The following is a 14,680-nucleotide window of genomic DNA, read 5'->3' on the forward strand; positions in this document are numbered from 1 at the left end:
CTTGTCCCCTTGTCTCCTCTGCTCCTTTGCCCCTCAGCTCCCCCGCTCCTCTACCCATAGATGAGTCTATATACTTATTGGAGAAAAAGTTTTATCAAAAAATGTAACCAAATCGTTACGAAGTTTAATAGAATATAATCATTGATTAAATAAGTATTTTTGCTCAAAGCCATGATAGAGGCTCAATTTCCCTGGCTGACTGCGATCGTCCTGCTGCCCCTGGTTGCTTCCCTGCTCATTCCCGTGTTGCCCGACAAAGATGGCAAGCGCGTGCGGTGGTATGCTCTGGGCGTAGGTATTGCAGATTTTGTTTTAATGTGCTATGCGTTCTGGAAGCATTACGATGCGAGCAGTGCGACTTTTCAACTCGCCGAAAAGTATGCTTGGGTGCCGCAGTTAGGTCTTAACTGGGCGGTTTCGGTTGATGGAATATCTGTACCGCTGGTGCTTCTGGCAGGTTTAGTTACTACTTTAGCGATTTTGGCAGCTTGGCAAGTCGATCGCAAACCCCGCCTGTTCTATTTCCTGATGCTGGTGTTGTACTCCGCCCAGATTGGGGTTTTCGTCGCTCAAGACTTGCTGCTACTTTTCATTATGTGGGAAGTAGAACTAGTTCCCGTTTACTTGCTCATCTCCATCTGGGGTGGGCCAAAACGTCGTTACGCAGCTACAAAATTCATCCTTTATACTGCACTAGCTTCTATATTTATCCTCGTAGCAGCCTTAGCAATGGGGCTTTATGGCGGTGGCAATCTCACCTTTGATATGGCAGAACTCGCCACCAGAAATTACCCATTAGTACTAGAACTCTTACTATATGCGGGTTTACTGATTGCCTTTGGTGTGAAACTGGCGATTTTCCCGATGCACACCTGGCTCCCTGACGCGCATGGCGAAGCTTCGGCTCCTGTATCAATGATTTTGGCTGGTGTATTGCTGAAAATGGGCGGATATGGATTAATTCGCCTGAACATGGAAATGCTCAATGATGCCCATGTTTACTTTGCTCCAGTTTTAGCAATCTTAGGTGTAGTTAACATTATTTATGGCGCGTTGACTTCTTTTGGTCAAACTAACATGAAGCGCCGCCTCGCTTATTCTTCAGTTTCCCACATGGGTTTTGTGTTGCTGGGTATTGCTTCCTACACTGATGTAGGTGTGAGTGGTGCAATGCTGCAAATGATTTCTCACGGTTTAATTGCTGCGGTATTGTTCTTCTTGGCTGGCGTGACTTACGATCGCACTCATACCCTAGCATTAAATGAAATGGGCGGAATTGGTCAAGCAATGCCGAAAGTTTTTGCACTGTTTACCGCAGGCGCAATGGCATCTTTAGCACTCCCTGGAATGAGCGGTTTTGCTAGCGAACTCTCCGTTTTCGTGGGTGTAACTACAGGCGATATCTACAGTTCTACTTTCCGCACGGTTACAGTTTTCCTCGCCGCAGTGGGTGTAATTCTTACTCCAATTTACCTGCTTTCAATGCTGCGACAAATCTTCTTTAACTCTGGTGCTGCACCTACTTGCAACCTGGGTAATGAAACTTTAAAAGCTTCGGGAGATCAAGAAGCTGTGTGTTTTGGTACTAGCTGCGTTTTACCTGCAAATGCTCACTTTAGAGATGCAAGTCCCCGCGAAATCTTCATTGCCGCTAGCTTTTTGGTACTAATAATTGGGATTGGTTTCTATCCGAAATTAGCTACCAAATTGTACGATGTAAAAACTGTGGCAGTAAACGCCGAAGTGCGTCAGTCTTACACGGAAATTGCCCAAAGCAATCGACCAATTTATGCCAAAGGGTTTTTAAGTTCTCCGCAAATTGTTGAAACAGAAATTGCTACAGTTGCGGGAATAGTGAAATAAGCTTTCAACTTCTACTTGTGTTGATTTGTGTTGAAATTTTGGCGATCGTTCTTTCTTGTTTGTTGGGGAGAGAACGATCGTTTTTTTGTTTGGATTGATATAGGAAGATTGAATAGACCTCTTGCAGAATTTAATTTTTTTTTTTTCAGTGCATACAATTTGCCATAATAAAAATATTGAATCACCGTTGTATGCGTTCTAAGAATTGATTGCCATGACTTTCATTACTTACAAATGGACAATTGAACGGTATCATCGGGCGATCGATGCAGGGCTATTCGACGATCAGCCTGTTGAGTTATTGCGCGGAGATATTGTAGTTATGCCACCAGAACGAGAAACCCACGCTTACTACAATAGTGAATTTGGGGATTATTTACGGGTATTGCTAGGAAATCGGGCGAAAATTCGTGAAGCGCACCCCATCACTCTACCCAATGACTCGGAACCAATTCCAGATTTAGCAATTGTAAAACCATTGGGAACAGTTTATCTAGAACACCATCCCTATCCCAATGACATTTTTTGGCTGATTGAGTTTTCCAACACTACTCTTGACAAAGATTTAAATGCGAAAAAAGCTATTTATAGTGAAGCGGGTATTGCTGAATACTGGGTTGTAAATCTTCAGGATAGGGAACTTAAAGTTTTTCGAGATTTGGAGAATGGGCGCTACGCTAGCGAACAAACTTTCAAAACTGGGTTTGTCTCTCCTCTTGCTTTTCCAGATGTACAAATTCAAGTACAACGACTGATGAATTCTTAGCTATAAAAACAAGAGATAAAAGCTAAATTCTTTTTTCCTGTTCTTCTTTTGCCATAGCGAGTAATTCCTCTTTCAATTTTTGGCATTCTTGTGCTAGCGGGATACCTAATTCTGTGGCAAATGCTAAAGCTTCTTCGCAATATTCAAGAGCACGATCGTGCTGACCTAATTTTTGATAAAGTTCTGCTAGGTTATTGAGAGCATTAGTCTCTTGATTACGAGCGCCAATTTCTCTACAAATGCTTAATGATTCCTGCAAGTATTCTTTAGCTTGTGAATATTGCTCAATTTTAATTAAAGTTTCCCCATAATTACCTACTGCCATTCCTTCCACATACCGATCGCCAATTTCTCTGGCAATGTCTAAACTCTGCTGATAGAAATCGAGCGCACGGGTATAGTCCCCTTGGAAATAGTAGGCATTGCCGAAATTACCCAGCGCCTTGCCAATACCAGCTTTGTCGCCAATTTCTCTGACAATGGCTAAATGCTGCTGGTAGAAATCGAGCGCATGGGCATAGTCCCCTTGGGAATCGTAGGCATTGCCCAAATTACCCAGTGCCGTGCCAATGCCAGCTTTGTTGCCAATTTCTATTGCAATGGTTAAATATTGCTGATAGAAATCGATTGCACGGGTATAGTCCCCTTGGAAATAGTAGGCATTGCCAAAATTACACACCGCCCTACCAAGACCAGCTTTATCGCTAATTTCTGTGGCAATGTCTAAACTCTGCTGATAAAAATCGAGCGCACGCGCATAGTTTCCTTGGAAATTGTAGACATTGCCCAAATGCCCCAGCACCATGCCAATACTAGCTTTGTCACCTATTTTTCTGGCAATGTCTAAACTCTGCTGATGGAAATCGATCGCAAGCGCATAGTCCCCTAGGGAATTGTAGGTAGCACCCAAATTACCCAGCGCTGCGCCAATACCAACTTCGTCGCCAATTTCTGTTGCAATAGCTAAATGCTGCTGATGGAAATTGATCGCACGGGCATAGTCTCCTTGAGAATAGTAGGCATTGCCCAAACCGTTAAAACAAATAGCTTTCCATTCTAGATTCGATTCATCTAAAACATTTAAAAGTTGGTTGTACAATTCCACTTGTTCGCGATAGTAGCTCCAAGTTCCCAGTTGATCGCTTAAAGCTTCATTAGTAGGTGTATCAATGCGAGTAGAAATAATTTCCTTAGCACTTTGCCAGTCTTCCACCTCGCAATAATGGTGAAACGCTTCTAAATAACCCCGCACTTTTTCTAAATTAGAAGCATCCGGTTCTGGTTGATAAGATGTACGCCACATTTGGGCAGCAATATAATGATCGTCTTTCCACTCTAAACCCTTATTGGAAATTTCGATTAAACGTTGATAGGCAACATTGCGAATTAAATTATGCTGACGTAGTAAATATTTATCAGACTTAGTTACCACTTCTTCAACCAAATGACGATACTTCAAAGTTCCCAGTGCTGAGTTTTTCTCCTCATCAGTCAATCCCTGCAACATTGCCAACCAAAAATCTTCCGTTACTGGCAACCGATAAACCGAACTGCGAAGCAATAACCCATAAGCATAAGGTGAATCTTTTTCCAACCGCTTGAGAGTTTCCCTCACTCTATCTTTGACATTTCTTTCTAGTTCTTCACTATTCTTAGCTGGTGCAATTGCTGCAAATTCTTGCTGATGCTTTCGCCAGTACGCTACTACATTGCCATTATAAGGATGTTCGAGAATTTCCCCTGCCAACACTTCAATTAAAAGTGGATGCCCTTCGTAAGTATTACCCATTCGCAGCAAATAACCCGCCGCTTCTGAATCTGGTAAAATCTCTTTTCCTTGTTCCTCAAATAACTTGCTAAATAACTGTAGTTGCTCCGGTTCACTCAGTCCACTTAATAATTTTCTATGCCATTTATTATATTTTTTGATAAACTGCGTCGGTAAATGCTGCGAAGTCAAAATTAACCGACTTTGGCATTCTCCACCCGCTAACAATTGTTTGAAAAATTCCCACCACCGCGCATCTTCAAACTCATTCCTAACGGGATTTTCATCGCCTTTTTGCAGCAGCACTTCCACAGAATCAATCTGCACTAAATAACGATTACTTCGCAGCTTTTGCACCAAACGATTGAGCAAAAATTCTGGCTGACTGCGTTCCTGTGGCGTTACCGTTTCCCCCAGTCTCGTCAGCAGCACATCCGCCGCACCAACAAAATCTCGCGATACCCCATCATCAAAGTTAACCGCAGACAACCGTTGCCATTCTCCCGCCAACTCCACACTCGCCAAGCGTTCCGCTAAAGCGGTCTTTCCCTGCCCGGTAATCCCCGTAATAATTAAGATTCGGCATTCTTTCCGCAATTTTCCACTCAATTCCCGAATCTCTTCCTCTCGCCCTACCCAAGTCTCCTCTTTGTAGGCTGTGCAAGGGATTAGGGAATAATTGTGATTTTGCTTGACAATTGGATCGTCTTCTGTGTCTTTTTCACAGATCTCTTGCCAGTCGAGTCCTAATTTTTCGCAAATATCGACAAAATTGGAAAATTTAACAGTTTTACTGTTAAAAAAATTTTGAATACTCCATTTAGATAATCCTAAGTCTTCAGCGAAAGCTGTCTGGGTAGGATACCCATTGCGCTGAAGCTTAGATTTTACTTTTTGGATGTATTGAGGGGAGACTTTGAGCGATCGCGCCATACCTAATGCCAGCAATCTCAATTTTATAATAGCAATTTTTATACCAAAACCGATATTGTCTCCTTACACCAAACTCATCCCAAAGTCATCCCTAAGCCAACCTTTTTTCACTCCAGTTCTCAACCAACAGTAAATTCAAATGGGATTGTCGAGTTAAAAGAGACAATCCAATGCTCAATAAGCAAGACTTTGAATGCTTCCTAAAAGCCCTGGAAATTACCGAAATTATTGTCAGCCTGTTCGCTATTTCCCAAATTTTGGGAATTTTAGCAGGTGTAGCTATTGTGGCTTACCTATTGTTGCTGATGAAAAACAGCCAAAATCGGGAAGACGAATAACCTAACAAAGCAAAAGAGCGATCGCACCCCATCATCTCCTAGTTTAAAGTGCGATCGCTCTTTTACAATTTTGATTTTCTCCTCTTGACTCTCCCGTACTTATGGTGATGTGGGCAAGGCAATTTGTGAGATAATGTCTTCCGTTAATTTTTATTTTTGATGGACAATTGGAAATAGTGGATAGTTTACCTAATGGCTACGCAGACACAAACAAGGTACAGCCAAAAACCAGTAAAATTATTACTCAGCTAGCTTTCCTAGCGATCGCATTCGGCATAATTATTCGTTTAGCGCAGTACATCAGCAACCGTTCTTTATGGGGAGATGAAGCCTGTATCGCCCTAAATATCGTCAACCGCTCTTACTTAGAATTATTGCAACCTTTAGATTATAATCAAGCCGCACCTCCGGGATTTCTCTGGGTAGAAAAACTGGCAGTGCAGTTATTTGGTAACAATGAATATGCGCTACGGTTGTTTCCTTTAATTGCTGGGATTGTTTCTCTATTGGCGCTTTATCAAGTAGCAAAATGGACTGTATCTGCGATCGCCATACCCATTGCCTTAATCCTGTTCGCTTGTTTAAAATATCCTCTTTATTATGCCACCGAAGTTAAGCAATATTCTAGCGATATTATGGTAGGATTGCTGCTTTGTATGCTGTTAATTCCCTTGCGTGAACAAATCCTGAAAAAAAGCAAAGTTTTCTTACTGGGATTCTTGGGAATAATTGCCATGTGGTTTTCCCATACTGCAATATTAGTATTAGGAGGAGTTGAATTAGCCTGCTTGATTACTAGTTCTGATCAAAAACGAAAAGCGATCGTAATTAATCGATTACCAGCTTATTTAATATGGTTAATTGGCTTTGCCATTTACTATTTTTTCATCGTCTCCAAATCAATAAACAATCAGTCTCTACAAACCTCTTGGGGGCCAGAATATCCCAAAAGTATTTTTGATATAGTTTGGTTACTAGACTCTTTAGGAATATTTTTTCATAAACCATTAGGTTTTACTGGTTTTACAGATGGGATTGCTATTCTTGCTTTTATTATCGGCTGCATTGCTTTGTACAGAAATAATCGCATTAAGCTGTTAATTTTAATCTCTCCCATTTTGGCTACATTGACTGCTAGTTATTTGCATAAATATCCCTTTAGGACAAGGTTGATTTTGTTTTTGACTCCATATTTTATCTTGATTATTGCTGAAAGTGCAGCTTTTCTTTTGTCTCAGATGAATTTGGCTAAATTTAAGCAACAACAGCGACGAAAGTATGTGGGAATTTTGGGAATAATTATTAGTTGTTTCCTAATTTTACCATCTGTATTTCAAGCAGGTTTATTCTTATTGCAGCCAGAAACTAAATACGAAATTCGCCCGGTAATCGCCTATATCAAAGCACATCAACAACCTAATGATGTGCTATTTGGTGATGGCGGAGGCCCTTCAATGCAGTTGGAATATTACGCGGAAAAATATGGGTATTCTAAGTCTCAATATGTGCTTGGTTATAATGACTTTTTGAAAAAAGAAGAAATATCTGACCAAGTTTGGGAAGACTATCGAAGGCAATTTAGTCAACTACAAAAGCAACAACGAGTATGGTTTTTATTTTCTGGAATTCACCTAAAAGATAAACGAGAAATTATCGTTGAACCTCGGCTCGATCGCATTGGTAAAAAAATTGCTTATTTCGGTCAACCAGGAGCATTCACATATCTTTATCAACTAAAATGAAATGTAATCGTCTTCGGGAAATCTAAATTCATCCATAAGAAAGAATTTTCTTATACCTGACGTTTGCTACAGTAAAGCTCAGAATGGGAGATGTTACAGTTGACCTGTGACTACTTTCCCCGATCGTGGTCGCTGACCAGTTTAGTCTGAGTTAATGGATTAGGAAACCTCCCATGTCTGAAACTCAACCAGAACAAACAACAAATCAATCTCCGATCGTTGTAACTCCGACTCCCGTTGTCAATCCCACAGTTACAACTCCTACTGCAACACAATCAGTTCAAGCTAAAACCAGTGGATTTTTGAGTAATTGGAAAGTGAAAGCTGCAATCATCGGTACATTTTTAGCCATCTTTGCTATTGGCATATTTACCCTGAATTTCTTTTGGGCACACATAATTGCTGGGATGGGAATGAGAGATTGGTCTAAACACGCCAATGCTCAACCCATTGAATGTATGATCAAAGACACCAATAGCGACGGTTACGTTAGCTGTAGCGCCATGCTCAGAGGTGAAGTTGTACCTCTCGAATGTGGTTCTAGTATATTCAACATTGGTTGCCGAGTGACTTATGGTTCCGCAGCTGCACCTCCGGTACGTTTGAATACAAAATAATTGTAATTCACTAATTTTTGAGAGTGAAGTGAATCGTGCTTTACCTCACTCTCAAGCAATTTTAGATATTAAAATTGTTAGATAAACAAAAATCTAAAATCTAAAATTGCTTAGGCCATCACCATACCACCATCCACATTAAACACTTGTCCAGTAATATAAGCAGCAGCAGGATCGGCAGCTAAAAAACGCACCATCCCAGCAATTTCTTCCGGTTTTCCGTAACGTCCTAAAGGAATAAATTTGAGGATTTCTTCAGATTTTAAATTGCTGGTCATATCTGTTTCAATAAATCCTGGTGCGACAGCATTTACTGTAATTCCCCGACTGGCAAGTTCTTTAGCAATTGTTTTAGTAAAACCAATTACGCCAGCTTTAGCAGCACTATAATTTGCTTGACCAGGATTACCCATTTGTCCTGCTACAGAAGTAATATTAACTATTCGACCAGAACGTTGTTTCAACATTACTTTACTAACGGCACGAGTACAGAGGAATACGCCTGTTAAATTCAGGTCAATTACTGCTTGCCAATCTTCTGGTTTCATGCGTAATAAAAGTGTATCGCGGGTAATTCCGGCGTTATTGACCAAAATATCTACTCGACCCCACTTTTCTGTAACGGCATTTAAGAGACTATCTACTTGTTCAGCTTGAGAAACGTCTGCTTGCAAGGCGACTGCTTCACATCCCATGCTGTTAATTTTGGCTACTACTTCATCAGCTGCGGTACTGGAACTGGCGTAGTTAACTACCACATTTGCGCCTTCTGCGGCTAAAGCTAAAGCTATGGCGCGACCAATTCCCCGTGATGCACCAGTAACAATAGCAACTTGTCCACGTAAACGCTGAAGATTCTCTGGCAATTGTTCCATGAAAAGTTCCTTTTTTCTGTCTCAATGCGACAGTAAGTAAAAACACTGCGCTAACTATCTTAGGTTGATTCGTACCATAGTCGAACAGAATTTTTAAAATAAAGAATTAGGATGGATTTATGGTTGTTCAAAAAGTGGTTTTATTATATGGCGACAAAACAAGAGTTCACAAGTTTTGACGAATTGTTAAGTAAGTCCGATGTGCCTGTGTTGGTGGATTTTTACGCTGAGTGGTGTGGCCCTTGTAAAATGATGGCAAAGATTTTAGAAGAGGTGAATGCTGAGTTGAGCGATCGATTAAGAATTGTGAAAATTAATTCCGAAAAGTATCCTGAGTTAGCATCGCAACATAACATTTACGCTTTGCCAACTTTAATACTGTTTAAAAATGCTGCACCTGTAGAAAGAATTGAAGGTGTAGTTCAGGCAAAACAACTAATTCAACGTTTACAAGGTTTCATTTAATTGATGGGAAATTTACTTAAGCCACCCGATTTTCTCGATCGGGTGGTTTTATAATTAAACTAATGTTTTCTCACTGGAAAGACAATGGCTGAAACCAAATCTAATCGAGTGGTGCGCCGAGGCAGAATTTTCCCTGAAATTCAATGGTCTGAGGAAAGGAAAGCGCAATGGGAAGCTGAAAGTAAAGCTTTCCGTCAGTGTTGCGAAGTAATATTTAAACGAGTGCAACCAGAGTTAATTAAAACTAATTACAACTGGTATATTGCTGTTGAACCTGAAAGTGGAGATTATTTTATCGATAAAAATGATATGGTGGCAACAAAAATGGCTCTTGAGAAACATCCTCATCGTAAGTTACACCTTTTTCGTATTAATGAAACAGGGGTTTGTGGCACGATATGATTCAGGGCAGATTTGGCGAGAGTGATGAATTGTTTTTTGAAATTGAGTTGATTACTGGGGAAGGGTTAGAGTTATCAGTTTAGGCGTTACTGGATACAGGATTTTCTGGTTGGGTAGCAATCAATTATCAAGATTTAGATGGTCTTGATTGGATTTTTGTAGAGCAACAAGTAATTGGAACAGCACAAGGAGATTTTGAGTTTGAGATCTATGCAGGAAAAATGCGAATAGATGGAGAGGAATTTGATATTCCGGTTCATGTGGGGAATGGAGTTCCTGAAATTTTAATTGGTCGGCAATGGTTGAAAAGTCGGCGGTTGGTGGTGGATATGTTATCAGGTATTTTGACTTTGGGGAAGGGTTGAAAAGAGTGTTTGCAACCTCTAAAAAATCAGCCTTATGTAAAAAAATTATTGGTGCGTTACATTGCATTAACGCACCCTACAACTCAATTAATTTAAGTCCGTTTGCAAAGTAACCAACGTAATTCTATAGGCGGTCTACCATTAGCTATGGGGAAAACATCCTTACCAGTTGACCAATTCATAAACCAACCTGTAGGAGGCCAAGCTTCTTCGGGTAAATGTTCTTTTTCAAATTCAAACACTGGTTCGTCAGAAAGTATTTCCAGTGGTAAACCTTCCATAGCTGATTTTAAATCTGCTCTCGTAAACAAAGATGACCAAGCAATTTCTGCCATTTCTCTGACAGTTTGATCTGGTTCATAACCATCAACAGCTAAGAAAGTATTAAATAGTAATAAACCACCAGAACGCAGGACATCACTCATTTTTGCTAGCAAAAGCCGCAGTTGATCCGCATCGCGAAAATGGGAGATTACTTCAGAAACAATTGCTAATTTATAGTGTGCAGGTCGCATTCTCACCATTGGATCGAGAATGTTACCTTCAGTAACTACTACTGGCAAACCTTCTGCATCTACAGCTGCTTTAATTTGTTGGACAAAAGCGGGGGTTAATTCTACGGCATGAACTAAATAACCCTGTCTTCCCAAGGGTAATGTATTGCGACCTGTTCCCGCGCCTACATCTAAAATTGGTGTAGTACCAGGGTCTTGGTTCATTTCTGATACCACAGACATGACTTTGGCATCTGGATGAGAACCAAATAAAGGCGGTTTTCTGGTTTCTACCCAGTTTTTATATTGATCTGCAACTGTAGAAACTGCTGTGGAAATGTTGCAAGTTAAACCCACATCTGGCGCTTTGGCTGGCTCGTATTTAATTAATATATTGGAGTGAGGAGAAGCTGCAAATCCTTGTTCTAGTCTTTTACTAAGAATCTGACGCAACTGTTCTAATTCTGTTTCTGAGAAAGGTCTACCAAAGGTTTCAAAGATTGTTTTCAGTCGCTTCATGTAATTATCTAACATGGATGGCACACAAGGCAGTACCAATTCTCCACGCGGATAAATGCGAGTATTCAGCTTGCCGATAATGATTTTTTCTAGTACAGCCGGGTCGGTGATCAAAGGCTGTTGCTCTGTCTTTGCTGGTGTGTCTTTAGAGGCGACCAAGTTGCTAGTCTCCGTTGCTTGAGATCTGTCAGATTGATTTTCGATTTTAACTTAACCTTTGACTTCATCCCAACTTACCTGCTCAGGTAGTCGGCGCAGCTTGCTAACTCTAGTTGAGCAAAATATACTTTAATGAGCAGATTTTATAGTAAAACTCAGGACAAGTATCGCTGATGTCTGACAGTAATTTTATTGTTTTTCCCCAATGGCTATCTGAACATCTCGAAGATCCGCAAATTGTTATAGTTGATTGTCGTTTTTCTTTAGCCGATCCAGAATTAGGACGCAGACAGTATCATGCTAGTCATATTCCTGGTGCATTCTATCTTGACTTGAACCAAGATCTTTCCTCGCCAGTGAAAGAACATGGGGGAAGACATCCTTTACCGAATCTAGAAGAATTGGCGGAAAAGCTAGCAGCAATTGGGGTTAATTCTCAGGAGACTTTAGTTGTTGCTTATGATGATTCTCGGTTTGGTTTTGCGGCGCGTTTATGGTGGTTATTGTGCTATTTAGGACATGACAAAGTAGCTGTGTTAGATGGTGGGTGGAAGTCTTGGGTGAATGGTAATTATCCGGTGTCAGAAACTATACCAATTGGTAAGCCGGGTAAGTTTGTGGTGAATTTGCGATCGCCAATGGTGGTCGATATTGAAACCGTAAAAACCCGCAAAGATTTACCCCAAGTTGTCTTAGTTGACTCCAGAGAAGGTGAACGTTACCGAGGAGAAAAAGAACCAATAGATCCGATCGCCGGACACATTCCCGGTGCAGTCAACTATCCTTGGGCAGAAGTCACAGACGAACAAGGAAATGCCAAACCACCAGAAGCACAAAAAAGCCGTTGGTCAGGAGTAGAAAACGCGAAAGAAATTATCGTTTATTGCGGTTCTGGCGTGACAGCTTGCGTCAACTTACTCTCATTAGAAATTGCCGGAATTAACACTGGCAAACTTTACGCAGGTAGTTGGAGTGATTGGTGTTCCTATCCTAATAAATCGGAAAGTTGATACTGTACGTGAGATTAAATAACCAATCATTGTAATTCAGGTAATATTCTGAAGAATCTCCAGTACTAAAGCCAACCCTAAAAACTAAGTTGTGTTGGCGATTCAAATTGTAAGTAATCCGACCGAAAAAGCGATTAAAATAATCTAGACGCTGTACCTTAGTGTAGTCAGAAAGGAAAAATTGATACTCAACAGCCACTTGAAAAGTCGGCTTAATATAGTAACCTAAAGACAGAGTGAAAAAGTGAGTGAACCGACTGAGATTATCTGGGTCAGCCAAATCCAGAGCTACATTATAATATGAATATAGCTCTAACTTGGGATTCAGAAAATCTCGTCGTGACAGCCACAAATAGAAAAAATCTTCCTTCAAAAAGCGATCGCCATTAGTGCGAAACAGCTGCTGATTATACCAACCAACTTCACCAGTCATCCGCGAATTTAACTGCTGACGAACACCAGCTTTAAAACGCACCAAATTATAATCATACTGAGACTCTTTAAAATAACGAACTAAATTGCCATCCAGCGACAAACTTAACCAAGTATTTGCGCCAATCTTTGGAGTTGACCAAAACAACAAGCCCGGAGAAAACAGTGAATCCGTCACCGGATCAATACTAGAAAAAAGATTATTGCTGCGGCCAAAAATTAGCGTAGGAACAAAATACAAAACAGGTTGGCGCTGTGTAGGAGGAACCCTTTGTAACCGCAACCGCAACCTACCTAAATCTGGATCGGTCTCTACATTTTCTGGTTTTGGTTGTGTTTCCGTTTGAGCAACAGAAGAATCAGAATTCGAGAAATTATTTGGTAGCAGATAATCGAGTACTAAACTGTCTACAGTTAGCACATCATCAAGCTTTACCCCAAAACCTGGCATTTGTAAATCTGCTGCGGACTTACTTACCGAACTGAGAACAGTTTTTTCCCCAGAAGTAAGACGTAAATCAGGAGCCAAATGAGGTAAACTTTGCCCCGATAAATCAGCCATTAAATTCTTGTTTGCTAGAGAAACGCCTGGACTAGCAATAGCAGCATTCCATTCCAAAGCCGAAAAACTTGCACCACTAGAGATGAAGAACAACCAGAAATAAAAATTTGCTTTAGGTTGTTGCAGTGGTTTTAAATATTGCTGTAAACAAAGTCTTAGCTTGCTAATAGTGGCGCTCCCGGAAAGAGATTGACAGTTAAATACTGATTTGGAAGTAATTCTCAACCTAAAATCACCCGCAAAGTTGGATTAAATTAGTATCAACACCTGAACCATACTAAAAGAATGACGCTTAAATGATTGATTCCATTCATCCGAAAGTGTAATCAAGCCAGACTCTAAAGACCCTATCTTTGTAATATGGGACTAAAGCGGCTATTCCAATTACGATGGTACGGCTTTTCTTGCTGAGGTAGATCCATGTCTCAAAAGTTAATTCTGCTTCTGGGCGTAATTTTATCGGGCATTATAGCCTTCTCAATACCCAAGGTGGTACGTGCCCAAACGCCTTTAACCAGAGCCGTTGTCGAAAGCATACGCAATCTAGTACGGCTGATTCCGCAAAATCAAGGAGGACGACCTGCCCAAATATACGATCGAGTCAGTCCCGGAGATTCTCTGGCTACAGGGCCAGAATCTTTAGCAGAATTACGCTTCAATGATGGTTCCTTAGCCCGCATTGGTCAACAAGCAGTATTTTTGTTTTTACCCAATACCCGCACTTTTCGGTTGAATAACGGTACCATGCTGCTGCTAATTCCGCCGGGACGTGGTGAAACTCGCGTGCGAACGCCCAACGCTAGAGCAGGGATTCGCGGATCGGCGTTGTTTGTGCGCTACATTCCTGAAACAAATACTACGATCGTAGGCGCACTCACAGATAGCAACATTGAAGTATTTAACCAAAGTGCCTCCCAGCAAGAAGGACTACGAGCAGGACAGCTAGCAGTCATCGAAAATGACAGAATTACAGGCATATATGATTTTGATCTCAAAACTTTTTATCAAACTAGTGAATTAACCAAAGGACTCAATCTAACTGATTTAGCAAACTCAGGTGCCACTGATGCAGCTAAAGCACAAGTTCAAGCTGAAACTTCCTCAGCTTTATCTGCTCAGCCTCCTATAACTGGTGAAGGAATTCTAGAAACTCCAGGTTTTCTCCGTTTTCCCACAAATACATCAAACCCATACCAAGATGAATCTAAAATTAACGTCCCTCAACAGAATCCGTCTTTACAAAACAATTCAAATCCTTTAGAAACATTTCCTCCCTTAGAAGCTGGGGAAGTTTTGTTTAATCAATCATCCTCATCACCACCACCACTACCACCGCCACCGCCAGAAGTAGTTCGACCTCTGCCACCACC

Annotated in this window: 14 protein-coding genes; 10 read left to right on the forward strand and 4 right to left on the reverse strand. The window is 40.9% G+C overall.

Annotated elements, in window-relative coordinates; all coding sequences use genetic code 11:
- The first annotated feature begins 171 nt into the window (after positions 1-171).
- Together IQ264_RS26770 and IQ264_RS26775 are read left to right on the forward strand one after the other, a co-directional pair.
- The gene (locus IQ264_RS26770) at positions 172-1,863 is read left to right on the forward strand and encodes an NAD(P)H-quinone oxidoreductase subunit 4 (RefSeq protein ID WP_193984658.1); all 1,692 of its coding nucleotides are present in this window, start codon (positions 172-174) and stop codon (positions 1,861-1,863) included.
- A 214-nt stretch (positions 1,864-2,077) separates the two neighbouring features.
- On the forward strand, positions 2,078-2,629 hold the full coding sequence (locus IQ264_RS26775; protein ID WP_193984660.1) for a Uma2 family endonuclease: 552 nt from the start codon (positions 2,078-2,080) through the stop codon (positions 2,627-2,629).
- A 22-nt stretch (positions 2,630-2,651) separates the two neighbouring features.
- On the opposite strand, the gene IQ264_RS26780 is transcribed toward IQ264_RS26775, so the two are convergent.
- Entirely contained in the window at positions 2,652-5,345 is a 2,694-nt protein-coding gene (locus tag IQ264_RS26780) for a tetratricopeptide repeat protein (RefSeq protein WP_193984662.1), read from the reverse strand.
- Between the two features lie 155 nt (positions 5,346-5,500).
- Here IQ264_RS26780 and IQ264_RS26785 point away from each other — a divergent pair, with 155 nt between their 5' ends.
- The 3 genes from IQ264_RS26785 (at position 5,501) to IQ264_RS26795 (ending at position 8,027) form a co-directional block, all read left to right on the forward strand.
- Entirely contained in the window at positions 5,501-5,668 is a 168-nt protein-coding gene (locus IQ264_RS26785; protein ID WP_193984664.1) for a hypothetical protein, read from the forward strand.
- Positions 5,669-5,844: 176 nt separating this feature from the next.
- Positions 5,845-7,410 carry a glycosyltransferase family 39 protein gene (locus IQ264_RS26790; protein ID WP_193984666.1) on the forward strand — a complete coding sequence of 522 codons (1,566 nt, stop codon included), beginning with the start codon at positions 5,845-5,847 and terminating at the stop codon, positions 7,408-7,410.
- Positions 7,411-7,583: 173 nt separating this feature from the next.
- The gene (locus tag IQ264_RS26795; RefSeq protein ID WP_228061842.1) at positions 7,584-8,027 is read left to right on the forward strand and encodes a hypothetical protein; all 444 of its coding nucleotides are present in this window, start codon (positions 7,584-7,586) and stop codon (positions 8,025-8,027) included.
- Positions 8,028-8,137: 110 nt separating this feature from the next.
- Here the strand turns inward: IQ264_RS26795 and fabG are convergent, their stop codons facing one another.
- Positions 8,138-8,902, reverse strand: coding sequence for a 3-oxoacyl-[acyl-carrier-protein] reductase (gene fabG, locus IQ264_RS26800; RefSeq protein WP_193984667.1), 765 nt, complete (start codon positions 8,900-8,902; stop codon positions 8,138-8,140).
- 147 nt (positions 8,903-9,049) lie between these two features.
- Here fabG and trxA point away from each other — a divergent pair, with 147 nt between their 5' ends.
- The 3 genes from trxA (at position 9,050) to IQ264_RS33205 (ending at position 10,134) form a co-directional block, all read left to right on the forward strand.
- Positions 9,050-9,367, forward strand: a complete 318-nt coding sequence (gene trxA, locus IQ264_RS26805) for a thioredoxin (protein WP_193984668.1) — start codon at positions 9,050-9,052, stop codon at positions 9,365-9,367.
- Between the two features lie 84 nt (positions 9,368-9,451).
- A complete protein-coding gene (locus tag IQ264_RS26810) occupies positions 9,452-9,769 on the forward strand; it encodes a hypothetical protein (protein ID WP_193984669.1) in 318 nt (105 codons plus the stop codon).
- A 221-nt stretch (positions 9,770-9,990) separates the two neighbouring features.
- The gene (locus IQ264_RS33205; RefSeq protein WP_228061843.1) at positions 9,991-10,134 is read left to right on the forward strand and encodes a hypothetical protein; all 144 of its coding nucleotides are present in this window, start codon (positions 9,991-9,993) and stop codon (positions 10,132-10,134) included.
- A 92-nt stretch (positions 10,135-10,226) separates the two neighbouring features.
- Here IQ264_RS33205 and IQ264_RS26820 read toward each other — a convergent pair whose 3' ends face one another.
- Positions 10,227-11,306, reverse strand: coding sequence for a class I SAM-dependent methyltransferase (locus IQ264_RS26820; RefSeq protein WP_193984670.1), 1,080 nt, complete (start codon positions 11,304-11,306; stop codon positions 10,227-10,229).
- A 173-nt stretch (positions 11,307-11,479) separates the two neighbouring features.
- On the opposite strand from IQ264_RS26820, the gene IQ264_RS26825 reads away from it, so the two are divergent.
- Positions 11,480-12,316: a sulfurtransferase gene (locus IQ264_RS26825; protein WP_193984671.1), complete on the forward strand. Its 837-nt coding sequence runs from the start codon at positions 11,480-11,482 to the stop codon at positions 12,314-12,316.
- Here the strand turns inward: IQ264_RS26825 and IQ264_RS26830 are convergent.
- Entirely contained in the window at positions 12,297-13,535 is a 1,239-nt protein-coding gene (locus IQ264_RS26830) for a hypothetical protein (protein WP_193984672.1), read from the reverse strand. The two genes, IQ264_RS26825 and IQ264_RS26830, sit on opposite strands and share 20 nt — an antisense overlap.
- A 195-nt stretch (positions 13,536-13,730) precedes the next feature.
- On the opposite strand from IQ264_RS26830, the gene IQ264_RS26835 reads away from it, so the two are divergent.
- Positions 13,731-14,680, forward strand: a 950-nt coding sequence (locus IQ264_RS26835; RefSeq protein ID WP_193984674.1) for a FecR family protein, incomplete at its 3' end; no start/stop codon positions are given.

Origin of the sequence: [Phormidium] sp. LEGE 05292, assembly GCF_015207735.1 — a bacterium.
Classification (GTDB): domain Bacteria; phylum Cyanobacteriota; class Cyanobacteriia; order Cyanobacteriales; family Aerosakkonemataceae; genus Floridanema.

What these genes read in the sequence shown, in the direction of transcription:
- IQ264_RS33205 (WP_228061843.1), top strand. Translation starts at nt 9,991, where the DNA reads ATGCGAATAGATGGAGAGGAATTTGATATTCCGGTTCATGTGGGGAAT.
- trxA (WP_193984668.1), top strand. Translation starts at nt 9,050, where the DNA reads ATGGCGACAAAACAAGAGTTCACAAGTTTTGACGAATTGTTAAGTAAG.
- IQ264_RS26795 (WP_228061842.1), top strand. Translation starts at nt 7,584, where the DNA reads ATGTCTGAAACTCAACCAGAACAAACAACAAATCAATCTCCGATCGTT.
- IQ264_RS26770 (WP_193984658.1), top strand. Translation starts at nt 172, where the DNA reads ATGATAGAGGCTCAATTTCCCTGGCTGACTGCGATCGTCCTGCTGCCC.
- IQ264_RS26775 (WP_193984660.1), top strand. Translation starts at nt 2,078, where the DNA reads ATGACTTTCATTACTTACAAATGGACAATTGAACGGTATCATCGGGCG.
- fabG (WP_193984667.1), bottom strand. Translation starts at nt 8,902, where the DNA reads ATGGAACAATTGCCAGAGAATCTTCAGCGTTTACGTGGACAAGTTGCT.
- IQ264_RS26810 (WP_193984669.1), top strand. Translation starts at nt 9,452, where the DNA reads ATGGCTGAAACCAAATCTAATCGAGTGGTGCGCCGAGGCAGAATTTTC.
- IQ264_RS26785 (WP_193984664.1), top strand. Translation starts at nt 5,501, where the DNA reads ATGCTCAATAAGCAAGACTTTGAATGCTTCCTAAAAGCCCTGGAAATT.
- IQ264_RS26825 (WP_193984671.1), top strand. Translation starts at nt 11,480, where the DNA reads ATGTCTGACAGTAATTTTATTGTTTTTCCCCAATGGCTATCTGAACAT.